At 70.0% G+C, this 23829-nt stretch carries 18 protein-coding genes; 4 read left to right on the top strand and 14 right to left on the bottom strand.

The features are described 5' to 3' along the window. Positions 1 to 207 (top strand): transposase (locus tag ABZ318_RS22325; protein ID WP_356904232.1); only part of this gene is annotated, 207 nt, incomplete at its 5' end. Positions 208 to 472: 265 nt separating this feature from the next. Beyond that, positions 473 to 997, top strand: coding sequence for a peptidylprolyl isomerase (locus ABZ318_RS22320; RefSeq protein WP_245389817.1), 525 nt, complete (start codon positions 473 to 475; stop codon positions 995 to 997). Positions 998 to 1426: 429 nt separating this feature from the next. On the opposite strand, the gene ABZ318_RS22315 is transcribed toward ABZ318_RS22320, so the two are convergent. Continuing rightward, entirely contained in the window at positions 1427 to 2062 is a 636-nt protein-coding gene (locus tag ABZ318_RS22315; RefSeq protein WP_356904231.1) for a VOC family protein, read from the bottom strand. A 340-nt stretch (positions 2063 to 2402) separates the two neighbouring features. Between ABZ318_RS22315 and ABZ318_RS22310 the strand changes: the two genes are divergently transcribed. Beyond that, positions 2403 to 3044 (top strand): DUF1345 domain-containing protein, encoded by a 642-nt coding sequence (locus tag ABZ318_RS22310; protein WP_356904230.1) that lies wholly within the window; start codon positions 2403 to 2405, stop codon positions 3042 to 3044. 84 nt (positions 3045 to 3128) lie between these two features. On the opposite strand, the gene ABZ318_RS22305 is transcribed toward ABZ318_RS22310, so the two are convergent. Continuing rightward, positions 3129 to 4190, bottom strand: coding sequence for a zinc-binding dehydrogenase (locus ABZ318_RS22305; RefSeq protein ID WP_356904229.1), 1062 nt, complete (start codon positions 4188 to 4190; stop codon positions 3129 to 3131). Positions 4191 to 4438: 248 nt separating this feature from the next. Between ABZ318_RS22305 and ABZ318_RS22300 the strand changes: the two genes are divergently transcribed. Further along, positions 4439 to 7654, top strand: coding sequence for a cytochrome P450 (locus tag ABZ318_RS22300; RefSeq protein WP_356904228.1), 3216 nt, complete (start codon positions 4439 to 4441; stop codon positions 7652 to 7654). Between the two features lie 71 nt (positions 7655 to 7725). Here the strand turns inward: ABZ318_RS22300 and ABZ318_RS22295 are convergent, their stop codons facing one another. From ABZ318_RS22295 to ABZ318_RS22240, 12 genes are all read right to left on the bottom strand, one after another. Beyond that, positions 7726 to 8352 carry a TetR/AcrR family transcriptional regulator gene (locus tag ABZ318_RS22295; protein ID WP_356904227.1) on the bottom strand — a complete coding sequence of 209 codons (627 nt, stop codon included), beginning with the start codon at positions 8350 to 8352 and terminating at the stop codon, positions 7726 to 7728. Positions 8353 to 8466: 114 nt separating this feature from the next. Continuing rightward, positions 8467 to 10659 carry a SpoIIE family protein phosphatase gene (locus ABZ318_RS22290; protein WP_356904226.1) on the bottom strand — a complete coding sequence of 731 codons (2193 nt, stop codon included), beginning with the start codon at positions 10657 to 10659 and terminating at the stop codon, positions 8467 to 8469. A 181-nt stretch (positions 10660 to 10840) separates the two neighbouring features. Beyond that, a complete protein-coding gene (locus ABZ318_RS22285; protein ID WP_356904225.1) occupies positions 10841 to 11707 on the bottom strand; it encodes a phytanoyl-CoA dioxygenase family protein in 867 nt (288 codons plus the stop codon). A 301-nt stretch (positions 11708 to 12008) separates the two neighbouring features. After that, positions 12009 to 13694 (bottom strand): transporter, encoded by a 1686-nt coding sequence (locus ABZ318_RS22280; RefSeq protein WP_356904224.1) that lies wholly within the window; start codon positions 13692 to 13694, stop codon positions 12009 to 12011. Next, a complete protein-coding gene (locus ABZ318_RS22275; protein WP_356904223.1) occupies positions 13691 to 13924 on the bottom strand; it encodes a hypothetical protein in 234 nt (77 codons plus the stop codon). Before ABZ318_RS22275 ends, ABZ318_RS22280 begins: the two co-directional genes overlap by 4 nt. A 379-nt stretch (positions 13925 to 14303) precedes the next feature. Further along, positions 14304 to 15668 (bottom strand): FAD-binding oxidoreductase, encoded by a 1365-nt coding sequence (locus tag ABZ318_RS22270; RefSeq protein ID WP_356904222.1) that lies wholly within the window; start codon positions 15666 to 15668, stop codon positions 14304 to 14306. Positions 15669 to 15846: 178 nt separating this feature from the next. Continuing rightward, positions 15847 to 16791 (bottom strand): dihydrodipicolinate reductase, encoded by a 945-nt coding sequence (locus tag ABZ318_RS22265; RefSeq protein ID WP_356904221.1) that lies wholly within the window; start codon positions 16789 to 16791, stop codon positions 15847 to 15849. Positions 16792 to 17379: 588 nt separating this feature from the next. Continuing rightward, positions 17380 to 18480 (bottom strand): phosphotransferase family protein, encoded by a 1101-nt coding sequence (locus tag ABZ318_RS22260; RefSeq protein WP_356904220.1) that lies wholly within the window; start codon positions 18478 to 18480, stop codon positions 17380 to 17382. Then, the gene (locus tag ABZ318_RS22255; protein WP_356904219.1) at positions 18480 to 19718 is read right to left on the bottom strand and encodes an acyl-CoA dehydrogenase; all 1239 of its coding nucleotides are present in this window, start codon (positions 19716 to 19718) and stop codon (positions 18480 to 18482) included. The genes ABZ318_RS22260 and ABZ318_RS22255 overlap by 1 nt, the downstream gene beginning before the upstream one ends. 27 nt (positions 19719 to 19745) lie before the next feature. Further along, a complete protein-coding gene (locus tag ABZ318_RS22250) occupies positions 19746 to 20528 on the bottom strand; it encodes an SDR family oxidoreductase (RefSeq protein ID WP_356904218.1) in 783 nt (260 codons plus the stop codon). Positions 20529 to 20531: 3 nt separating this feature from the next. Further along, positions 20532 to 22211, bottom strand: a complete 1680-nt coding sequence (locus tag ABZ318_RS22245) for an AMP-binding protein (protein WP_356904217.1) — start codon at positions 22209 to 22211, stop codon at positions 20532 to 20534. Positions 22212 to 22253: 42 nt separating this feature from the next. Continuing rightward, positions 22254 to 23810, bottom strand: coding sequence for a long-chain fatty acid--CoA ligase (locus tag ABZ318_RS22240; RefSeq protein WP_356904216.1), 1557 nt, complete (start codon positions 23808 to 23810; stop codon positions 22254 to 22256). Positions 23811 to 23829 lie beyond the last annotated feature (19 nt).

Genomic DNA, 23829 nt, shown 5'->3' with positions numbered 1-23829 from the left:
CGGGTGGACCAGCTTGCTGGCCGGAAACGGCGTCAGGAACGGCCCTGCGGATTCGACAGGGCCGTCTACCGGCGCCGTAACGTCGTCGAGCGCTGTTTCCACCGCCTGAAGCAATGGCGGGGCATCGCCACCCGCTACGACAAACGCCCCGACCGCTACCTCGCCGCCGTCACCCTCGCCAGCATCCTCATCTGGCTCGAGACATGATCGACAAGACACCCCCTAGACTGCGACCGCTCCAAGACCTGGAGATCTTCGGGAGGCGTGCAAGATGAAACGAGCACTGATCGGCGCATTCGCGGCCGTGGCGTTAGTCGTGTCCGGGGGGAGTGTCGCCACCGCTTCCGACAGCGCCCCGCCACGCACCACGCACGGCCCTTGCCAGTACACGCAGACCCCGGACGAGCCGCCGGCGCGCCCTGTTCCGCTGCCGCCCGACCCGCGGCGCACCCCCAGTCGCGGCACGGTGGACATGGCGGTTCCGACCAGCCAGGGCTCGCTCCTGCTGCACGTGGACCGGGCCAAGGCGCCGTGCACGGTGCAGAGTTTCCTGCACCTGGCACGACACGGGTTCTACGACCGTACGGTGTGCCACCGTCTGACGGCGTATCCGACGCTGAAGGTCCTGCAGTGCGGCGACCCGACCGGTACCGGTGAGGGCGGCCCCGGGTACAAGTACAAGGACGAGCTGCCGGTGGACCTGCCGCCCGCACCCACCGATCCCACCGGCACGCGCCGTCTCTACGGGCGCGGCCTGCTGGCGATGGCCAACGCCGGTCCGAACACGAACGGCTCGCAGTTCTTCGTCGTCTACGGCGACTCCGCACTGCGACCGAACTACACGGTGTTCGGCACGGTCGGCCCCGATGGCCTGACGACACTCGACAAGATCGCCGCCGCAGGCATCGAGCCGACCGCGGAGAACCCGGCACCGGTCGACGGCACACCCGTCCTGCGGACCGAGCTGCTCCGCGTCCGGCCGTCCTGCCGGCATTGACGCACCGCGACGTGGCCACGTCCTCGACGAGCATGCCTGGCGCCTGCGGCCGCCCCAGGCGGACTACGCCGACCGGGTGAAGAGTCCGGGTGCGGAAGGGGGGCTTTGGACCTTGTGCCCGGCCTGCGTGAAGCACCCGAGGCCCGACCTCTGCAATCCGTACGGTGCTGCCCGTGGACATCGCACCAGTTGTCCGGTCCCGGCCCCCTGCCGGGGCTGGACTCCGTCTTGGGCGTGCGGGCGGCCCGACCCGCGTCACTTCGAGCGTATTCAGCCACCGGCCGTCGCCGATGCACCTCCGGCTGCCCAGCTGCCCGGCTGGAGTCCGGGAGGCCCCGAATCGTCCGCCGCGACGCGCCTCCCGTCAAAGGGACACGCGCTGGCCAGGAGACCCCAGCCGGCTGCTCCCGCGGGGCAGTGGGGCCCTGGTCAGATCGTGACCGGGCCGTGGGCGGTGGCGAACTCGACCGAGACCAGGCCCGGTTCCTCGTCTTCGACCCAGGTGACGTCGATCTGGTCGAGGGGGTGGTCGGCCGGTTCGCCGAGGAATTCGGCGATGGAGGCGGCGTCGCCGGCGATGGAGACTCCGTGGATGGTGGTGGAGGTGCGCGGGTCGGCGCTCGGGCGCTCCTCGCTGGGGACCAACCACTGCAGGAAATAGGGAAGTTGCGGGTCCTCCAGCAGCTCCAGCAGGCCGATCTGCTTCCACCTCAGGTCGAACCCGTCGGGGCGGACCCGGTGGCCCTCGGTCGAGGTGCGGCCGAGGCGGGCCTCGACCGGGGCGATGTCGTCCACGGAGACCACCCAACCGAGCCAGCCGCCGCCCTCGGCGGCGCGGCGCGCGACCGCCTGGCCGAAGGGCGCGCGGTCGGCGGCGGGGTGGTCGAGTGTGGTGACGACCTCGACGTAGGTGCCGCCGCTCAGCGGGAGAACGAAATTGCGGGTGCCGAATCGCGGGTGCACGCCCCCGTCGACGAACCCGGCGCCGAGGGCCGATCCGATCCGCTGGACGGTCGAGACGAAGCTGTCGCGGGCCACCGCATAGGACACGTGATCAAGTCGCACTTCGGCATCATCACCCGACAACCCGTCCACATCCCGACGCCACGCCCGCCGCCCCGGCCGCGTCCGCCGTGGATTCAGCCGTGGAGCGGATCGATCATCGTCATCCCGGCTGGGGAGGCCCGGTTGAAGCCGGGCAGCAGCACCGCAGCGTCGTCGAGACCCACGACCCGCTCGATCAGCCGCTGGCACACGACTTCGAGTTGGCATGCAGCGCCATGCGCATGGCAATTCCAAGAGGCAGGCTCTATGCCCTTTCCGGCGCAGGACACTGGGCCGACCCTGGAAGAGAATGCCTTTGAGTCCATGTGGCAATCTTCATCAGCCGTCCGACCACCCGAGGATGGCGTGTGCCCATGTCGCCGTGCTCCTCAGCCTGCTGAGGGTTCTCGCGCCGGGGTCGGTGTCCGCATCGAGTGCCGACCTGGGCGTGGTGGCGCTGTTCGCCTACCTGCTGTGCCACCTGGTGGTCACGCTGAGGGCCTTCTCGTCCGCACCGCCGGGACGGATCCGGTTGTGGGCCCGGCGGGAGGCGCGGGGCACCGTGCTGCAGCGCTATCTCCTGGGGACCGCGCCGGGGCCGGGAGTGTCGGTCCTCATCGCGTCGGCGGCGCTCGTGGTGTCGGCGGTCTGGCGTCCCGGGCATCTGGGTTCCGCTTTCCCGGCGGCGGTACGGGTCCTGATGGCGCTCGGCCTCGTCGTCGCCTGGATCTGCGTGCCGGCCGCCTTCGCGGTGGCTTTCCATGCAGACAACCTCGTGGAGGACGAGGCAGCGCTGGACTTTCCGGGTGATGAGACGGTGGCCTGGGCCGACTACGTGTACTTCGCCCTGTCGGTCATGGCCACCTTCGGTACGACGGACGTCACGGTGATGTCGCGGGAGATGCGCCGGACGGTGGCGGCCAACGCGACCATCACGTTCGTCTTCAGCACGGTGATCGTGGCCGGCAGGGTCGCGGCGCTGGACAGCGGGCAGGGCGCCTGACGGGTGCCGTTGATCCCCGGAGGGCGGGGGCGGTGGCCGGATCAGCCGCGCTGGGCGTGGCGAGCCGGCCACCGCCCTTCCTGCTCAGGGGATGAGCACGAGGCGGATCGGGTCCCCGATCTTCTTCTCCAGCCGGGCGACGGCGTCCGCGGCCTCGGCCAGGGGGACGTGGGCGCTGACGGAGGGGCCGAGGTCGATCCGACCGGCCGCGGCCAGTCCGACGAGCTGTTCCACGTGTTCCGGCTCGGAGCCGTAGTGTCCGCGGATCTGTCGGACGTTGAAGCAGAAGTCGATGCTGTCGGCGACGGTGATCGGCTCCGGGGTGAGGCCGGCGAGCACCAGGACGCCGTTCGGGCCGAGGGCGGCGGTGGCCTGGGCGCGGGCCGCTCCGACACCGGCGAAGTCGAAGGCGACGTCGATGCCCCGGCCCGCCGTGGCCTCGCGCACCGCCTCGGCGAAGTCTCCGGCCATGGGGTCGAGCGCGTGGTCGGCTCCGAAGAGGAGGGCGCGCTCGCGGGCCGAGGGCAGCGGGTCGACGGCGATGACGGGGGCGGCGCCGACCAGACGGGCGAGCCGGATGCCGTGGGCGCCGAGGCCTCCGGCTCCCCAGATGCCGACCGCCTGCGCGGGTCGGACGGCGCCGGTGTCCACGATCGCGGCGTACGGGGTGGAGACGGCGTCGGGGATGATCGCGGCCTGGTCGAACGGCAGGTGGTCCGGGATGGGGAGCAGGGTGTCCTCCCGGGCGAGGGCGTACTGTGCCCAGCCGCCGTCGTAGTCCACTCCACGGGTCCGGGGCCGGCGGCAGAGCGCGTGGCGCAGGCAGTCGGCGCAATCGCCGCACGCTTGCCCGGCCTGGAGCACGACCCGTCGGCCGGGGGTCCAGTCGCCCTTCACGTCGGGGCCGACGGTGTGGACGACGCCGGCCACCTCGTGGCCGGGGGTGATGGCGCCGGATTCCTTGACGGCGTCCACGGGGAAGAAGGGGCTCAGGCTGCCGTCGATCAGATGGATGTCGGACAGGCAGACACCGGCGGCCCGCACCTCGACGAGGACCTCGCCCGGGCCGGGAACCGGGATCGGGACCTCCTCGACGGCGAAGGTGCGGGTGTCCAGGCGCAGCCGTCCGGCCAGCATGGTGTTCATGCGGAAACCTCGATGTGCTCGGTGAGAAGTGCGCACAGCTCATGCGCTCGACATGGTCGACTGACCATGTCGTTCAACCGTGTCGACTGACAATGTCGCCTGTCAAGCGGCTTCCGCCGGACGTTTTCCAAGGTCGCCAAGTTCCATCAATGGACTGTGTCACTCAATACAGTCAACCGACATGTTCACCTGACACAGTCGTGTGTAAGTTGGTTGGCGACTGCTGGAGTGCAACGAAAGGCACGCTCATGACTCAGGTGTCCGTAGGTGCGGCGCGGGCGATCCCCGAGCGCCCCCCGCTGCCCCTCGTAGGCCACGCGTTCAACGTTCCCGCGGGCGCGGACTTCCTGGCCTACCTGCTGAAGGAGTTCAAGGAATTCGGGCCCGTGTACCGGCTGCGGCTCTTCGGGAGGGACACCGTCATGGTCGGCGGCCTGGACCTCGTGACCGAGCTGTCGGACGAGACCCGCTTCCGCAAGCACGTCCACGCCGACCTGGTCGAGGTCCGAGCTCTGGCCGGGGACGGTCTGTTCACCGCCTACAACCACGAACCGAACTGGCGCAAGGCCCACGACATCCTGATGCCCGCGTTCTCGCTCGGCGCGATGCGCAGCTACCACGACCCCATGCTCAAGGTCGCCCGCTCGCTGATCGGCAAATGGGACCGGCTGGCCGGGGTGCAGTCGGTGGACGTGCCCGACGAGATGACCCGTCTGACCTTCGACACGATCGGCCTGTGCGGCTTCGGCTACGACTTCCAGTCCTTCCGCCGGAACGACCTGCACCCGTTCGTCGAGGCGATGGCCCGGGCCCTCGTCTTCGCCCAGGAGAAGGGCGAGTCCATCCCGGGCTCCGAGCTGTTCAAGAGGAAGAAGGTCGAGCAGTTCCGCGCGGACATCGACCTGATGGTGGACCTCGTGGACGACGTGATCAGGGAGCGCCGCGCCTCCGGCGACACCAGCACGGACGACCTGATGGGGTTGATGCTGCACACGAAGGACCCCGTCACCGGTGAGCCGCTGGACGACGTCAACATCCGGCACCAGGTGATCACCTTCCTGATCGCCGGCCACGAGACCACCAGCAGCGCGCTCTCCTTCGCCCTGTACTACCTGACCAAGCATCCGGAGGTGCTCGCCCGGGCCCAGGCCGAGGTGGACGCCCTGTGGGGCGACGCCGAGTCCCCGGACCCCCAGTACGGGGACATCGGCAAACTCACCTACATCCGCCAGATCCTCAACGAGAGCCTGCGGCTGTGGCCGACGGCGCCCGCGTACGCAGTCGAGCCGATCGAGGACACCGTCATCGGCGGCAAGTACCCCGTGCGCAAGGGCGAGTCGCTGATGGTGATCACCTCCGCCCTGCACCGCGATGCGGCCTGGGGGGAGAACGTCGAGCTGTTCGATCCCGAGCGCTTCACCCCCGAGCGGGAGGCGGCCCGTTCGGTCCACGCCTTCAAGCCGTTCGGCAGCGGCGAGCGGGCCTGCATCGGCCGCCAGTTCGCGCTGCACGAGGCCACCCTGCTGCTCGGCCTGCTGGTGCACCGCTACCGCCTGATCGACCACACCGACTACCAGATGAAGATCAAGTCGACGCTGACCATCAAGCCCGACGGTTTCAGCCTGCGGCTCGCCCGCCGCACCAGCGACGAACGGCGCCTGCCCGCCGCGACGGCGGCCGCCCCTGTCGCGGGCCGGACCGCGGCCGTGACGCGCCGGGCGAGCGGCACCGCGCTGACCCTGCTGCACGGCTCCAACCTCGGCACCTGTGCCGGCATCGCCCGCGACCTCGGCACCGACGGCGAGGAGCACGGCTTCACCCCGTCCGTCGCCCCCCTCGACGCGTACACGGAGAGGCTGGCCGGCTCCAAGGGGCCCGTCGTCATCGTCGCCGCCTCCTACAACGGTCGCCCCACCGACGACGCCGCCGGGTTCGTCGCCTGGCTGGAGAACCTCGCCCCCGGCTCGCTCACCGGGCTGCGGTACGCAGTCCTCGGTGTCGGCGACCGCAACTGGGCAGCCACCTACCAGCGGATCCCCACCCTGATCGACGAGCGTCTGACCGCCGTCGGCGCCATTCCGCTCCTGGAGCGCGGCAGCGCCGACGCCTCCGGCGACTTCGGCGGAGCGGTCGACCAGTGGACGGAAGACCTGTGGAAGGCGCTCCTGGACGAGTACGGCGAGGCGGTCGCCGGTGAAGCGGCCGACCCCGCACCGGAGACGGAAGACGAGGGGCTGTACGAGTTGGAGGACACCTCCGAGTCGGTCCTCGGCGGCCTCGCCGAGCGCCACGGCGTCCGGCCGATGGAGGTCCTCGAAGCGTACGAACTCGTCGACACCGACCACGAACTGGGACGCTCCAAGCGGTTCCTGCGGCTCCGGCTGCCCGAGGGCGTCACCTACCGCACCGCCGACCACCTGGCCGTCCTGCCCAGCAATTCCGAGGCCCTCGTCCAGCGCGTCGCCGACCGCTTCGGCCTCGACCTGGACCGCACCGTCCGGCTGCGCGCCCGGCGCCGGAGCCGGGGCGCCCTGCCCGTCGACCGGCCGCTGACCCTGCGCCGCCTCCTCACCGACTTCGTCGAGCTCCAGGACGCGGCCACCCAGGAGCAGGTCGCCGTGCTCGCCGAGCACACCGCCTGCCCGCCCGAGAAGCAGCCGCTCACCGCCTTCGCCACCGCCGCTCCCGAGACCTTCCGGGAGCAGGTGACCATGGCGGGGCTCAGCGTCCTGGACCTCCTGGAGCGCTACCGCGCGTGCGAGCTGCCCTTCGAACGCTTCCTGGAGCTGCTGCCGGTCCTGCGTCCCCGGCACTACTCGATCTCGTCGTCGGCCGCGGCCCGGCCCGGCGAGGCCGACCTGATGGTGTCGCTGCTCGCCGCGCCCCACCGGTCGGGCGAGGGCACCTTCCGGGGCATCGCCTCGCACTTCCTGCAGACCGTGAACGCGGGCGACGTGATCCAGGCCCGGGTCCTGCCGTGCAGCGAGTCCTTCCGCCTCCCCGAAGACACCTCCGTGCCGGTGATCCTGATCAGCGCGGGCACCGGCCTCGCGCCCTTCCGCGGCGCGGTCCTCGATCGCCACCACGCCGGCTCGACCGGCACCCTGCTCTGCTACTTCGGCTGCGACCACCCCGACGTGGACTTCCTGCACCGGGAGGAGTTCGAGGCGGCCGAGGCGGCCGGCGCCGTCAGCATGCGCCCCACCTTCATGCACGCGCCCGAGAACGGGGCCCGCTTCGTCCAGGAGCGCATCGCCCGCGAGAGCGAGGAGGTGTGGTCGGTCCTGGAGGCCGGCGGCCGCGTCTACATCTGCGGTGACGGCCGCCGTATGGCACCCGCCGTACGGGAGGCGTTCATGGCGATCCACCGCGAGCGGACCGGTGCGAGCGACGAGCAGGCCGTGGCATGGCTCGCGGAGCTCGTCGCGTCCGGGCGCTACGTCGAGGACGTCTGGGCCGGCTGAACCCCACGAGGAGGCAGAGACGGTTGTGGGCGCACCTGGAAAGGCGCGCCCACAACCGTTCTCGTGTCGTGTCAGGCCATCGGCACGTCAGGGAGGCCGAGGTCCCCCTTGGCCAGCGCCACGGTCGCGGCCACGAGCGCCCTGAGGCCGGTCCGCTCAGTGGCCTCGTCCGGCAGGGCCACGAGGACCTGCATGGTGAGTCCGTCGAAGCCGGAGAGGAAGAACCGGGCCACCGTCTCCGGGGACTCGGCCAGCTCCTGCCCCGTCCTCTCCGCCGTCTCGGCGATCACCTGCGCGGTCACCTCTATGACCCGCTGGTAGTGACCCTGCCGGGCCTCGTTGAGACCGGGCACACGCAGGGCGAACATGGTCAGCTCGCTGAGCAGCTGGTGGTGCGACGTCGGCTCGCGCACGGTGCCCCACAGGGCCCCCGCGAAGGCGCCGATGGTCTCCTCGAAGCCCGCGTCCTCCGGCGCCGCCCGCTGCACCTGCGCGACCAGCTCGTCGGTGATGTGGTCCATGACCGCGCGGTAGAGGTCCTCCTTCGTGCCGAAGGTGTAGTGGACGGTGGTCTGCGCGACACCGAGCTCCGCGGCGATGGCGCGGGTGCTCCCCGCGGCCACGCCCTCCCGGGCCATGAGGTCGATGGCCGCCTTGATCAACTGAGGGCGGCGCTCCGCCGCGGAAACATGAGCCATAGGCCCACTATATCGACTCAGTCGGTCGACACAGTCGCCCCGGTCGACGGCTCGCCCGCTGGCCGTGCGGGTGGTTCGGGCGAACTCGTTCCTCTTCCCGGGGTCCGAGCGGGGTCACGTTCCTTCGGTGCTCGGTCCACTGTCCGCAGGAAGGGCCTGCTCGGCCCAGATGACCTTTCCCTCGCGGTTGTGCCGTGCGCCCCAGCGTTCGGTGAGCTGGGCCACCAGGAGCAGGCCGCGGCCGCCCTCGTCGAAGATCCGGGCGCGGCGCAGATGCGGGGCCGTGCTGCTGGCGTCGGAGACCTCGCAGGTGAGCGTCGTCTGGAGGACCAGTCGCAGCTGGATGGGGCTCTTGCCGTAGCGGATCGCGTTCGTCACCAGTTCGCTGACGACCAGCTCCGTGGTGAAGGACAGTTCCTCCAGCCCCCAGGCCGCCAGGACGTCGGACGCGAAACCACGGGCCCCGGATACGGCTGCCGGATCGGACGGGAGGTCCATCGTGGCGACGTGGTCCGGGTCGAGGGCACGGGTCCGGGCGACGAGCAGAGCGACGTCATCGGCGGGTCGGCTGGGCAACAGCGCGGCCAGCAGCCGGTCGCAGATCTCCTCCAACGACTCCGGCGCCGAGGCGAGGACACCGTGCAGCGTGGTGAGTGAGAGGTCGACGTCACGCGTGCGGTCGGCGGCGATCAGCCCGTCGGTGTGCAGGACCAGCAGGCTGCCCTCCTGCAGTTCGAACTCGGCGGTCTCGAAGGGGAGTCCGCCCAGGCCGAGAGGCGGTCCGATCGGTACCTCGGGCAGCTCGACCACGCCGGAGGCCGAGATGGCCCCGCCGGTGGTCGAGGGGATGACCACGGTCGGCGGGATGTGGCCGGCACTGGCGAGGGAGCACCGGCGGGAGACGGGGTCGTAGATCGCGTACAGGCAGGTGGCGCTGGTCTCGCCCTCGTCCCGCGACTCCTCCCGCTGCATCCGGATGACCACGTCGTCCAGATGGGTGAGGAGTTCGTCGGGCATGAGGTCGATGTCGGCGAAGGCGCGGACCGCTGTGCGGAGCCGGCCCATGGTGGCGGCGGCGTGCAGACCGCGACCGACGACGTCGCCGACGACGAGCGCGACGCGGGCCCCGGACAGCGGAATCACGTCGTACCAGTCCCCGCCCACACCCGCGCGGGACCCGGCGGGCAGGTAACGAGAGGCAGTTTCGACGGCCGACTGTCGCACCGTGTGGTGCGGCAGCAGGGTGCGTTGGAGGGTGAGCGCGGTGGAACGCTCATGGGTGTACCGACGGGCGTTGTCGATGGACACCGCTGCCCTGGAGACGATCTCCCGCGCCAGCAGGAGATCGTCGTCGTCGAAGGGGGCCGAGGTGCGATGGCGCACGAACTGCACCAGGCCCAGGGTGTCCCCGCGGGCGTGCAAGGGCACGAGGAGAACCGAGTGGAGGCCGAGCGTGCGCAGCACTCGGCCGTGGGACTCGGACGGTGCCATCCACGTGGGCATCTCGGTCCCCGTGATGTGGTGCAGGACGGGTCGTCCGGTGGTCAGTGCGCGAACCGGTTCCGATTCATCGGGGTAGGAGTGGGCTTCGTCGATGCGGAGCAGGGACTCCGGACAGCCGTCGAGGACGGAGCGCTGGGCGACTCGGCGCTGCGTCAGAGCCTCTGTTGAACCCATGCCCGTTTCGTCGAGTGCGGAGTCGAAGAGGTCGACGGTGACGAGGTCGGCGAAGTCCTCGGTGCAGAACTCCGTCAGCTCCTCCGCGGTCCGGGTGACGTCGAGCGTGGTCCCGATCCGTTTGCTCGCCCTGTTGGTGAGGGCGAGCCGACGCTGCAGCAGACGGTCGCGCTCCTCCTGGTAGGCGGCGACGACCTCTTCCGAGGACCGGTCCACGTAGTCGAAGCCGATCGTGACCAGCCTCATCGAGGCCAGGTGGATCATGTGCCAGTCGTCGGTGAGGCGGGGCGCTTCGGCTTGCAGCAGTTCGAGCAGGCTGAGATGGCCGATCCGGTAGCCACGGAGGAGCCTGCTCACCGGAATCCCTCGCCGGGCGTAGAGGCGACCTCCTTCCAAGGCGATCGGGGGAGCCTTCGGCGCGCTCGCATCGGGGCGGGTCTCCAGGAGATCCAGAAAGGCGGTGATGTGCTGGGCCGTCTCCTCCAGGTTCAGAGCCGCGATGTCCGCCTCCTCCGACAGCTCGGGGAGTTCGCCGTTCAGGCGCTGGAGCAGCAGGCCGGCCAGCTTCCGCACCTGTGGTCTGAGGCGGCGAGCCAGCTGACCGAGGAACGCATCGACGTCGGTTCCCATAGGGCGAATGTACGGGAGGGCCTTGGCGTGCGCTCCTCGGACAGTTGCGGCGTTCCCGTGACCTGGTTCGCCACAGCACGATGACGGTCGTCCGGGAAGGGCTGCCGCCGGCCCAGGCCCCGTCACCGTGTCGGAACCCTGAGGTCAGGAGTCACGACACGTGAGCCGATCGGGTCGGCTCTCAGAGACCGAGGTAGTTGCCGAGGTCGGCGTAGTCCACCTGCCACAGGCCGGGGGAGCCCGTCGGGTACTGGGAGCGGAACCCGAGCATGCGCTGGACACGCGGCGAGAGCGTCCTGGCGATCTCCATGTCGACCAGGAAGGGGTACGCCTCCTCGCCGGTGAGGAAGCCCGGATTGAGGGCGAAGGCCACGGCCCGCCGGTACTCGTCGCCGGTCCGGTTCGCGCCGCCACCGTGCGCGGTCTTGCCGCTGAACAGAAGGGCGTCTCCGGCGTTCATGATTGCGGGAATCGTCTGCTCCGGAGTCCCGCGGTCCTCGAAGTCGCTCCAGTGGTTGCTCCCGGGGATGACGCGGGTGGCGCCGTTCTCCTCCGTGAAGTCGGTCAGGGCGATCAGGAAGTTGAGGGTGACTTCCGGGCCGTCGGGCCCCATACCGATGAACGGGAACCAGTTCTCCAGGTCCCGGTGCAGCATCTGTGCCTGGCTGTGGGGGCCGATCTCGATCACCTGCGCGGTGGTCATCCAGTACGTGCCCGACTCCGGGAGGAAGACCTGGTCACAGACCTCGTGGACCAGGGGGTGTTCGAGGATCTCGTTGCGGAACGTGGCGCTGTGCGTGACCAGGTTGGTGAGCCGCTTGGTGTTGCTGCCGTGGAACGCGGCCACCATTTCGTTCGAGTGGGTCGAGCCCGGGCGAAGTGCCTGCAGCGGAGGCTCGATCTCGGCGTTGAAGCGGTTCATCTGCTCCTTCGTCAGAAAGTTCTTGACGATGACGCCGCCGTCGCGGGTCAGGAGCTGGAGAATTTCGTCCTTCGGCGTGTCAGCCGCCACCGACGGCAGGGTCTGGGGCTGCTTCTGTGTTGTCATGTGGATTCTCTCCCTCGATGAGAACTCCGGTTGACCGGGCCCTCGACGGCTGCCGACGGTCGGATGAGTTCGATTGGCATGGTGTTTTCTCGCTGTTCCCGGGGCTCGTGGCTTCACTTTCGCCAGTCACGACCGCCGGCCAGAACGACAGCGAGCACCTGCTTCGCTCGGGTCCGGTGCACGATGCACAGGCCGGTCGCACCGCCGCTCTCCTCCGGCCGTAGACAGTCGTAAGAGAGCGGCGGTGCAACCGCGCGAGGTCGCCGTTCCAGGCTCCCGAACGTTCGCAGTCTCAGCGGATCTACCCGGTGACGCCGTCCCGGCCGTAGCCGATGCCTGCCTGAGAGGCACCACGGTCAGGAGCCGGGGCGCGACCCTGATCTCCTGCGTCCCCCCATGCCGTGCGCCGGGGGCGTGCGGTCCGCTCCCACGGACGCGCGCTGCCGAGCCATCCGAGGAGGAAGGCTGCCGGGACGGAGACCAGCCCGGGGGTGTGGAGCGGGAACAGGTCGAAGTCCTCCTCCGGCAGCAGCGCGTACGCCGTCCCGGACACGGAGGGGGAGAAGAGGGTCAGCAGGACGCAGAGGGACAGCCCTCCGTAGACCAGCCACAGCAGCCCTCGGCGGTCGAAGCCGGGCCAGAGGAAGGAGTAGACGAGCGCCGGGAACACGCATGAGGCGGCCAGGCTCAGCGAGAAGGCGAGGAGGAACTCGATGGGGTAGCGGTGCACGGCGGTGGTGAGGAAAAGGCTCACGGCGCAGAGCGCGACGACGGACAGCCGCAGGACCGTCGGCTCTCCGATCCCGAGCCGGGTACGGCCCTTCTGCCCGATCAGGTCGCGGGTCACGGAGACGGCGGCGGCGAAGGTCACGCTCGCCACGGCGGTGAGGACGGCGAGGAAGGCGACACAGGCCACGAGTGTGATGAGCACGACGCGGCCGGTGGGGTGGTGGGGGAGGACCTCCGAGGCCAGGAGGATCGGGGCGCCCTGCCCTTTCGCGTCGACCGCCCCGATCCGTCCGCTGCCCACCACCGCGGCCGCGGCGAAGCCGGTCGTGACCAGGAGCAGGTAGAAGAGGCCGGTCAGCCCTACGGCGACGCTCAGGGAGCGTCGGGCGCCGGGAACGTCCCGGCTGGCGCTGACGCGCAGGAGCAGGTGGGGCATCATCGCCGTGCCGAGGATGACGACGATGTGGTCACTGAGCGTGCCGAGCGTGCCGAGCGACCCGAGGCCGGTGGAGTGCGCCCAAAGCCCGGGACTGAGGTACTCGTCCGGCGACACGCTCTTGTCCATGGCGGCCGACAGCAGGGATCCAGGACTCCAGTCGAACAGGCGGAGCGCCAGCAGGGTCACCGCGGCGAGCGTCGCCAGGGCTACGGGCACCTTGGCGGCCTGCACGAAACTGGTGCCGCGCAGATCGGCCACCCCAGCGAAGCACGTGATCAGGAGCCCCATCAGCACCGTGCACACCACCTGGGCCCGCTCGCTCGGCATGCCGATCAGAAGTGAGGCGGTGATGCCGCCGGCACGCAGTTGGACCATGAGCAGGGGTACGGCGATGCACAGGGTCACCACCGCACCGGCGATCCTTGCTCCCGGTCCCTCGGCACGCAGGGAGAACAGCTCGCCCAGGGTGTAGCGGCGGGTCGCGCGAATCCTGGAGGCGAGGAGCAGGAAGACGCCGAGTGCGAGGGCGCTGTCGACAGCGGTCGAGACTCCGTCGTAGCCGAAGATGGCGATCGCTCCCGGCAGCGAGACCAGAATGACGACCGTGATCTGCTCCCCCGCCATCGCGACGCCGTTGAAGACGGGCGGGAGGGACCGGCCGGCGACGTAGAGGCGTTCCGGGTCGTCGTCCTGCGTGGCGAGGGTGAAGACCCACAGCAGGCAGAGGCCGATGAAGACGAGGAAGGCGCTGATGACCGCGCCCCTCGCGGCAGTGCCGATGAGATCGGGCGCACCGACGCTCAGGAGGTGCGTCGTCACCACGCGCCCCCGGCCGCACGAGAGGCGGCAGTCGTCGCCGAGGCCGGTTCGAAGGAGGACGCGGCCCGGTTCTCGTACCACCAGGTCCCGCCGACGAGGACGACCAGCTGCGTGAGTGCCCAGGTGATGCCCAGGGTGAGACGTCCGTACACGGAGATCTCTCCGAGGGGCGTGGAGCAGGAGAGCAGGACACCGACGGCGAGCGGCAGCGCATTGACAGTGACCAGCATCCGTGTGTCACGGGGGGAATGCTGGGAGGAAACGGAGGGCACGGGACCTCTCTCTGAAGGAAAGGAAGAAGGACACGGCGTGAGCGGGCGTGGGGGAGGTCGCAGTCGTCGGGGACGAGCGAGGGAGTCGGGCGGCCGCGCTCCGTACCCGTCGGAACTCCATGTCTGCGACCGCGGGGGCTCGACGGTGGCGCGGCCTCCGCAGAGGAGGTCGCGCCGGCTCTCGTCGGCGAGCAGCGGCCTGGGTTCTGTCGTTAAATGTCAGGCCCGCACCAGGAGTGATGCGAGGGCGACGACTGCTTCGTAGGACTCGGCGGTCTTGTCGTAGCGGGTGGCGATCCCACGCCACGTCGTCACGGACCAGGCGCCACCCGAACCTTCAGGAGTTCCCGCGCCGGCGACGACGGAGCGTCCGCCGGGCCAGCGTCCTGCTGCCGTTGAAGAAGTCGTTGAACCGGTCGATCCCCCAGACGGCTCGGAGGACGAGCGGCTGCAGCAGCAGCGACATCGACGACGAGTACTTCGCGGCGTCCGACCAGATGCCGGCGAGGTCATCCGGCATCTCACCGTCGACGATGTAGTCGGCGATCTGATGGGCCACGTACGGCACCTGACAGAGGCCGTGGCCGTTGCAGGCCATCGAGTAGAAGACGTTGTCACCCACCTGCCCGGCAATTGACAGCCAGTCCGGGCTGATGCCGATCCAACCGCCCCAGGCCCGCTCGATGGCCACGTCGGACAGCGACGGGAACCGATTGGCCAGATCCTTCCCCATGTCCTGCACGACACGGGGATCCGGGACCCGGTCCGGGAGCGGGAAGGCCGGGCCTCGCTGCGCTTGGCGGACCCCGCAGACGATGGTGTTGCGCTCGGTGAGCCGGTAGTGGGTCATCAACTGGTGCTGGGTGATGATGCCGGACCGGCTGGTCCAGCCCAGTGCGGCGAGCCGCTCCGGCGCGATGGGTTCCGACTCGATCTCGATGACGTACAGCGGCGTCGCGAGGTTCTTGGGCCAGATGTCCCACTCGCCGCCGTAGACGCTGGTCGCGAGCACCACCTTGTTGGCCCGCACGGTGCCGTGCGGTGTCGTGAGCTCGACGGTGCTGCCTGTCCGGCGGACATCGCTCACCCGCGACTGCTCGAAGACCTTGGCCGAGGAGGCGAGCAGCGCGCGACGCACACCACGAGCGAGCTTGCCCGGGTTCAGCATCCCGCCGATGGATTCCCGCATACCGCCCACGAAGCCGGCAGGGAGGCCGAGTTCCTCCCTGCTGCCGACCGTCCCCTGCCCACCGAAGGCGCGCAGGACCGCCGCCTGGGTGCGCACCCTGAGCATCATGAGGGGTGAGACCGCACCCCACACCAGGCCGTTCGCCACATAGTCGCAGTCGATGTCGTGCGTCTTGATGAGGCCTTCCACGTAGTGGCCCGCGTGCTCCGCCAGTTTGACCATGGCCGGCACCTTCTTCGGGGACTGGAGGCTGAGCATCCGCAGGTCACCACCCGGTGCCCCGGCGATCTGACCGCCGTTGCGCGAGGCTGAGCCGTATCCGCAGAACTCGGCCTCCAGCAGGACCACGTCCTGGTCACGCTCCGCGAGGCGCAGTGCAGCCGCCATGCCACCCATGCCGCCGCCGATGACGGCGATGTCACAGGTGAGATCGCCGTCCAGCGCGGGCTGCACGTCGTTCGGCCGGTCGATCCAGCCGGTGAAGCTGCTGTATTTCGTGTCGTCGGTCCTCATGCTGTCCTGGTCTCGTTTAGGTGGGGTGTTTGTCCTACGTCATGCTTCGCGCCAAGATCTGCTCGGCACGCGCCGCAAGCCCTCGTTCCCGTCCAGCAGATCAACCGTGACGGGCGTCTCTTCGACGAGACGTGTGAGGATGGCGAGCAGCAGGTTTTCCGTCCTCTGCGTCTCCGTCTCAGTTCTGAGGAGCGGTGGTTCGGAGCGGGGCCCGGGATGCTCGGCGTTCTCCCTTGGCCGCGAGCGCGCGGGCCGGGAGGTCTGCCATCGACAGGAGTCCGGGTCGTGCCTCGACGACCGCGGCGGCGGCGTTGGCAGCCGCCGCGATCGTGCTGAGGAAGGAATCGAAGCCCACGGAGGAACGAAGGTCGATGACCTGCTCCTCACCGACGATCCGGTAGTCGTCGCCCGCGGTCACCTCGTCGGCCGGCTCGAAGAACCCGAACGTGATCTCCAGGTCGATCACCGTCTCGCCCCTGAGCACGCCGCGGGCGGCATGGGTGACGGCCGAGATCTGACCCGGTTCGATGCGCCTGTGCTCCCCGACGCGCGGCGAGGTCGTCACGACGGCGGGTTCGACCTCGCCCACGTCCACCGAGTCGAGATCCCACCCGAGCCCCGCCGCGAGCGCTCCGAGGGCCTGCTCGAAGCCGTAGTGGCCGACGACCTCGCCCCGGCTGCGAGCCTTCTCGAACTCCTCCGCGGTCAGACCGAGGCCGAACTTCGACAGGATCGCGCCGTAACGCGACATGTTCGTCCGTCGGCGGATGCGCACGTTCTCCACGCGCTGGGTCAGTGCGGTCAGCAGGAGGGGAAGGGTGTCCATCAAGATGCCCGGGTTCGCCCCGCTGCCCAGGACGGTCACGCCCTTCGCCCTGGCCGTCTCGTCGAGCCGCCGGGCCAGGTCGGGATGGCTCTGCCAGGGATAGGCGAGCTCTTCGCAGATGCTCAGGACGTTGTACGAACGCTCCAGCAGCGGCAGCAGGGTGCCGGCGACCTGGTTCAGATCCGAGGTGGTCGCCACGATCGCGAGGTCGGCGGCGGGCAGGCCGTCCAGGTCGCTCACGACGAGGATGCCGTTCGCGGGGCCATCAAGGAGCGCTCCGAGGTCTTGACCAGCCACGCGGGGGTCCTGGTCCACTGCTCCGACGATCTCCACGTCCGCGCGTTGCAGCAAGGAAGAAGCGATGGCCCGACCAGTGGCGCCGAGACCCACAATGACAGTCTGATTACTCAAGGACACTCCCCTAGGCGCCCAAGTCGGCACGCCCACGACACGGTGTTCAGCAATACGGAACTTCGCCTGTGGCGGTTACCTCGTACCTCACTGTCGCCAGCCACGGCCGCAGTGGGAACGACACTGAGCACCCGCTTCCCCCTGGGTACGGTGCACGGTGCACAAGCCGGTCACGCCCAACTCCAGCAGCGAGGAAACGCCATGACGGCTGAGTGTTGGACGCCGTCGAGGAGTTCGATGTGGTGATCATCGGAGCGGGGATCTCCGGGATCGACGCAGCCACCCGTTTCAGCCGAGAGCTTCCCGGGATGCCGCTACTTGTCGCCCAAGACGTGAGCGGCCGGACACGGGGCCGCACCGGCCCGCTCCGCGGCGCCCGGATCGCTTCCATCACGGCGGTGAACCGATGTCGGAGCAAGACGGCCTGGCCGCGGCGAGGTTGCCGAAGCGCCCCGTACCGGGACGCGTCGGATGTCAGCGGCGAGTGGTCGCCGTCAGGCTGGCGTACCGCCCGGCCCGCTCCAGGAGCCGGGGGACACCCGTTTCGAGCGACGGTCCGAAGACCGTGTCGTTCGGACGCTCACCGCGCTGCCAGCGGGTGTAGATGGCCTCGCAGAAGATCGCCGCCTTCCACAGCGCGAGGGTCTGGTACCAGGGCAGCGGGGTCAGGTCGAGGCCCGTGCGGGACTGGTAGCGCTCTGCCAGCCGGCGCTGGGTGAGGTAGCCGGGTGACCGGGTCACCCGGGTGAGTTCGAGCGGGGTGGCAGGGTTGCCGGCCTCGGACCAGGTGGCGGTGAGGTATCCCAGGTCCGCGAGCGGGTCACCGAGCGTGGCCATCTCCCAGTCGAGGATCGCGAGGACCCTGGCCGGTGCCTGTGGGGCGAACATGAGGTTGCCCATGCGGTAGTCGCCGTGCACCACCGAGGCCGCCTGGCTCGTCGGCAGGTTGCGGGCGAGCCAGTCCGCGATGCGCTCCACCGCGGGCAGGTTGCGGGTGGTGTTGACCTCCCACAGGCCGCGGAACCGGTCGACCTGGCGACCGAGGTATCCCTCGGGGCGGCCCAGGGAGGCGAGTTCCCCTTCGGTCACGTCGATGCCGTGCAGGGCGACGAGGGTGTCGACGACCGCCTCGCTGGTGGCCCGGCGCTGTGCGGCGGGGGAGAGGTGGGCCGGGATCGTGTCGGTGACGACCGTTCCGTCGAGCCGGGCCATGAGGTAGAACGGCACGCCCAGCAGCGACTCGTCCTCGCACACCGCGAGGATCTCCGGCACCGGCACCCCGTGCCCGCCGAGGATCTTCTGGATGCGGGCCTCGCGCACCATGTCGTGCGTCGACTTCGGCAGCGGCGGGCGCGGGCCACGGCGCAGGACGACGGACTCGTTGCCGCGCTCGATCAGGTAGGTGACGTTGGAGTGGCCGTCGCCGATGCGCTGCCACGCCAGCGGGCCGTGGCCGATGCCGTGGGCGTCGAGGAAGCCGGTGACCGCGTCGAGGACCAGGAGCGGAGGGCTGTCGAGGTGACGGGCCTCCTCCCGGCTCGCGACGACCTCCACGCCGTCGGGAACGGTGTGCATCACGCGCCCCCGTCCCGGCCGACGACGGCGTCGCCCCGGTAGGGCTCACCGGCCCGGACCGCGGCGGCGCGGCCGGCCGAGGCCCGGCGGGCGATGGCCCACCGGTGGGTCTCGTTGGAGCCGTCGTAGATGCGGAACGGGCGGACCTCGCTCAGGTACTGCGCCAGCGGGAGCCCGTCGGAGACCCCGTCGCCGCCGCAGATCTGGACGGCACGGTCGATCACCCGGAAGATCGCCTCCGAGCAGTGCACCTTCGCGATCGACGACATCGCGGAGCCCGCCTTCGGATCGCCGTGCAGCAGCGCCGCCGTCTTGGTGATGATCGCGTCGGAGGTCTCGATGTCGATGACCGATTCGGCGATCAGGTGCTGGGCCAGGCCGAGGGAGTCGATCGGACCACCGAACAGCTCTCTCCGGGCGGCCCGGTCCAGGGCGATGTCGTGGGCCCGCCGTGCCAGCCCCAGCCACCGCATGCAGTGGGTGAGACGGGCCGGTCCGAGCCGGACCTGGGCGTAGCGGAAGCCGAGGCCCACCTCGCCGAGTACCGCCTCGTCGGGTACGAGGCAGTTCTCGAGGTACAGGTGGGGGTGGCCGCCGTCGATGGAGCGGTCGACGGTGTGGATCGCCTCGCCGATCCGGATGCCGGGGTTGGCCAGGTCGACGAGGAACATGGTGGCCCCCTCGGGGGAGCCGTCCATGGCCGGGGTCCGGGCCATCACGATGCAGAACCCGGCGCCCACAGCGCCGCTGGTGAACCGCTTGTGGCCGTCGATGATCCAGCCGCCGTCGGTGCGGACGGCTGTGGTCCGCAACGCCGCCGGGTCGGAGCCCGCTCCGGGGTGGGGCTCGGTCATGCCGAAGCACGACCGGATGTCTCCGGCGGCCAGAGGCGCGAGATAGCGCTTCTTCTGCTCTTCGGTCGCGATCAGGTTGAGCATGTGCATGTTTCCCTCGTCGGGGGCCATGCAGTTGAGCACGCTGGGGCCGATCGGCGAGTACCCGGCCTCCTGCAGGATCGGCGACCAGTGTTCGATGGGCAGGCCCTGCCCGCCGTACTCCTTCGGCACGAGCGGTGCGAAGACACCGGCCTCCTTCGCCGCCGCCTGCAGCCGGTCACGGGTGGCCTGGTCGAGGCGCCCGCCGGGTGCGGGCTCGGCGTCGATGACGACCTCGCGGATGAACCGGCGGGTGCGGTCGCGCAGCTCCGCGACCTCGGGCGGGAGATGAGGGTAAGTCATGGCTGTCCTTTGTCGGGTGAGCGCGGTTTACGCGGTGCCGCCGGCGACGGTGAGGCCGCCGTCGACGGTGAGGATGTGACCGGTGACCCAGGAGGAGTCCTCCGAGGCCAGGTAGGCCACGGCGGAGGCGATGTCCGACGGGACGCCGAGGCGCCTCATGGGGTACTCCGCGGCCACCTCGGCCTCCTTGCCCTCGTACAGGGCCTCGGCGAACCGGGTCTTCACCACCGCGGGTGCCACGGCGTTGACACGGATCTCCGGGCCGAGTTCGACGGCCAGGGTCCTGGTCAGATGCGACACCGCCGCCTTGCTCACGCCGTAGAGGCCGATGCCGGGCGCGGGGGTGTCGCCGGTCACCGAGGAGAGGTTCACGACGGTGCCGCGGCGGTCGGTGAAACCGAGCTTCGGGTGGGCCACCGCGTCCTGCACCCAGGCGAGGGTGGCGAGGACGTTGACCTCCAGGACCTTGCGGGCGACGTCGAGGTCCAGGCCGACGACGGGGCCGTACGCCGGGTTGATGCCCGCGTTGTTCACGAGGACGTCCAGTCCGCCGAACTCGCGCGCGACGGTGTCGAAGACCTCGCGGCGGTGCTCGGGGTCGTCGGCCTTACCGGCGACGGTGATGACGCTGCCCCGGGGGAGGGCGGCGGCGGCTTCTTCGAGCGGTCCGGTCTTGCGCGCGGTCAGGCACACGCGCGCCCCTTCGGCGACGAGCCGTTCGGCGACGGCGAGACCGATGCCCCGGCTCGCTCCGGTCACGATGGCGGTGCGGCCCGAGAAACGGCCGCGGTCGGTGTGGTTCTCGTTCATGGGTCAGTCCTTCAGGGGCGATGCCGGCCCGGTGCCGTCGAGGCCGCGGAGTTCGGCGCGCCGGATCTTGCCGCTCTGGGTCTTGGGCAGGTCGGCGATGAAGTGGATCGTGCGGGGACACTTGTAGGCGGCCAGCCGGTCGCGGGCGAAGGCGATCAGCTCCTCCGCCGTCGCGTTCAGACCCGCCTTGAGCGAGACGTAGGCGACGACGGTCTCGCCGCGGTACTCGTCCGGCTGCCCGACGACCGCGGCCTCGAGGACCGACGGGTGCTCGTACAGCGCGTCCTCGACCTCGCGCGGCCAGACCTTGTACCCGGACACGTTGATCTGGTCCTTGAGCCGGTCCACCAGGTAGACCCAGCCCTCCTCGTCGATGACGGCGACGTCACCGGTACGGAGCCGGCCCTCCGGCATCGTGTGACGGGTGGCCTCGGGCTTGCCCCAGTACCCGGGCACCACCTGCGGCCCGCTCAGTTCGAGTTCGCCCTGCTCCCCACTGGGCACCGGGTCGCCGTGCAGGTCCACGACGCGTGCCGTGAGGTGCGGCAGCGGCTTGCCGACGGACAGCGTCCCGCTCGGCAGATGGACGGGGGCCCTGCTTCCCGGAGGCACGGCGATGACGGCGGACGTCGTCTCCGTCATCCCGTAGCCGTTGTGGAGGTAGACGCCGAACCGCTCCCGGAACCGCTCGACGGTCGCCGGCGGGATCGGCGCGCCCCCGGAGTACAGGGCCTTCACCGACGCGAAGTGCTCCGGTCCGGCCTGCGGAAGCTCGTAAATGGCGTTGAACGCCGTGATGGAGCCGATCGTGTAGGTCACCCCGTGCTCGGCGAAGGCCTCCAGGGCGACCTCGGGGTGGAACCGGCCCGCCAGGACGAGCGTGGTGTCGGTGAGCAGGGAGATCGTCGCGTTGACGACCGCGCCGGTGATGTGGAACAGCGGGGCCACGGCGAGCACGACGTCCCCGTCGCTCACGTCCATCCACGACGCACAGGTCGTCACCACGCTCAGGACGTTGCCGTGGGTGTTCATGGCGCCCTTCGGCGGCCCCGTCGTTCCCGAGGTGTACGTCAGGAACGCGACGTCGTCGCGGGTCGGCTCCACGGGCGAGGGAGCGCGGCCCTCGAACTCGCTGATCAGCGCCACCAGGTCGCCGTCCGGCGCCGGGGCGTGGCGTTCCGTCGTCGCGAAGGCCCGTGCGTCGTTCCTCGACTGGTAGTCCAGCGCCGACGTGCTGACCAGCCATCGGACCGTGCTCCCCGCCAGCGTGCCGAGCGTCTCGTGGACGTCCGCGTCCGCGCAGACGACCCCGACCGCCCCGGAGTCGTCGATGATCCGGCGGAGCTCCTGGCGCCGGTACATCGGATTGAGTCCCAGCGCCGTGGCCCCCAGCTTCCACAGGGCCAACAGCACCAGCGCGTACTGCGGAACGTTCTGCAGGTACACGCCGACGCGATCGCCCCGTCCGGTCCCGCGGGCCTCGAACGCGGCGGCCAGGGCGTCGGACGCCGCGTCCACCTCCCGCGCGGACAGGGCACCGTCGAAGTAACGGAGCGCCGTGCCGTTCGGGTTCTTCGCCACGCGCGCCTTCCAGGCGGCCACGAGCGAGTCGGGGGCCGCATCCGTCCCCTTGCCGAACCCGTCGAGGAACGCGTCCCTCCGCCGACCCTCATCCACTGTCATCTGCCGTCCTTCCCACCCATACGAATGCGCTTGTCTTTCCGGTCACGCGAGTTCGCGCTTGAGGATCTTTCCGGTGGACGTCATCGGCAGCGTCTTGACGATCTCCACGATGCGCGGGTACTTGTAGCCGGCCATCTGCTCCTTGCCCCAGACGATCAGCTCGTCGGGGCAGGCCTCGGCGCCGCGGTCGAGGATGACGAACGCCTTGATCTCCTCGCCGTGGCTCTCGTGCGGCACGCCGACGACCGCGGCCAGGCTGATCGCGGGGTGCGTCATCAAGACCTCCTCGACCTCGCGTGGGTAGACGTTGAAGCCACCGCGGATGATCAGGTCCTTCGCCCGGTCGACGATGTAGTAGAAGCCGTCCTTGTCCCTGCGGGCCAGGTCGCCGGTGCGGAACCAGCCGTCCCTGACCGCGTCGGCGGTGTCCTCGGGGCGGCCGTGGTAGCCCCTCATCACGTTGTGGCCCTTGACCGCGATCTCCCCGACGGCGCTGCCGGTACCGTCGTCCTCGACCTCCGACCAGTCCGGCTTGACGAGCTTGACCTCGACACCCCAGATCGGCACGCCGATCGACCCGGGCCGCGGTTCCTGCGCCGGATCGCTGAAGGTCACCACCGGCGAGGTCTCGGAGAGGCCGTAGCCCTCCAGGACCTGGACGCCCAGCCTCTCCCTGACCTGTCTGATGAGCTCCGCGGGGAGCGAGGCACCGCCGGAGACGCCGACGCGCAGGTTCCTCGCGATCCTCTCGACGTCGACGTCGTCGCTGAGCGCCTGCAACAGGCCCCACCACATGGTGGGGACGCCCGCGAAGAAGGTGATGTCCTCCTGCTGCATCAGGGACACCGCCTGCCGGGCGTCGAACCGCGGCAGCAGCACCAGTGTGCTCGCCGTCGAGAAACCGGCGTTCATCTGCACGGTCGCGCCGAAGGAGTGGAACAGCGGCAGCACGACCAGATGGGTGTCCAGGGCCGGCCGGTTCTCCAACAGCCGGTTGCACGCGAGGGCGTTGAGGACCAGGTTGGCGTGGGTGAGTACGGCGCCCTTCGCCTGTCCTGTCGTCCCACTCGTGTAGAGGAGCACGGCCGGGTCGTCCCCCGAGGTCCCGACGCTGTCGAACGTCGTCGCCGTGCCCCGCAGCGCGGCGCCCATGGTCTCGACGCCCTCGATCGGGCTTTCCGCCGCGGGGTCGGCGGTGATGAGGAAGAAGTGCTCGCAGCCCGGGGTCTCGCTGAACCCGGCGTGTCCCTCCGCACCCATCGGCAGACCCGCGTCGCCCTCGAAGCAGAAGTACGCCTTCGCCCCCGAGTCGGCGAGGTGGTAGGCGACCTCCCGGCCCTTGAGCAGGATGTTGAGCGGTACGACGACGGCGCCGGCCTTGAGGATCCCGTAGTAGACGATCGGGAACCAGGGCACGTTCGGACAACTGAGCGCGACCTTGTCGCCGGGCCAGATGCCGCGGTCGACCAGGAGGTTGGCGATCCGGTTCGCGGCGGCCTCGACCTGGGCGTAGGTGAGACGCGTCGGGCCGAGGACCACTGCGTCCCGGTTCGGGTGCGTGCGGGCGGAGTCCTCGAGCAGGACCGAGAGGTTCAGCATGGTGTCTTCCGGGAAAGTG

This window comes from Streptomyces sp. NPDC006197 (genome assembly GCF_040613865.1).
Classification (GTDB): domain Bacteria; phylum Actinomycetota; class Actinomycetes; order Streptomycetales; family Streptomycetaceae; genus Streptomyces.
The sequence above is the reverse complement of the archived record's forward strand: the minus strand, read 5'-3'. Positions and strand labels throughout refer to the sequence as shown.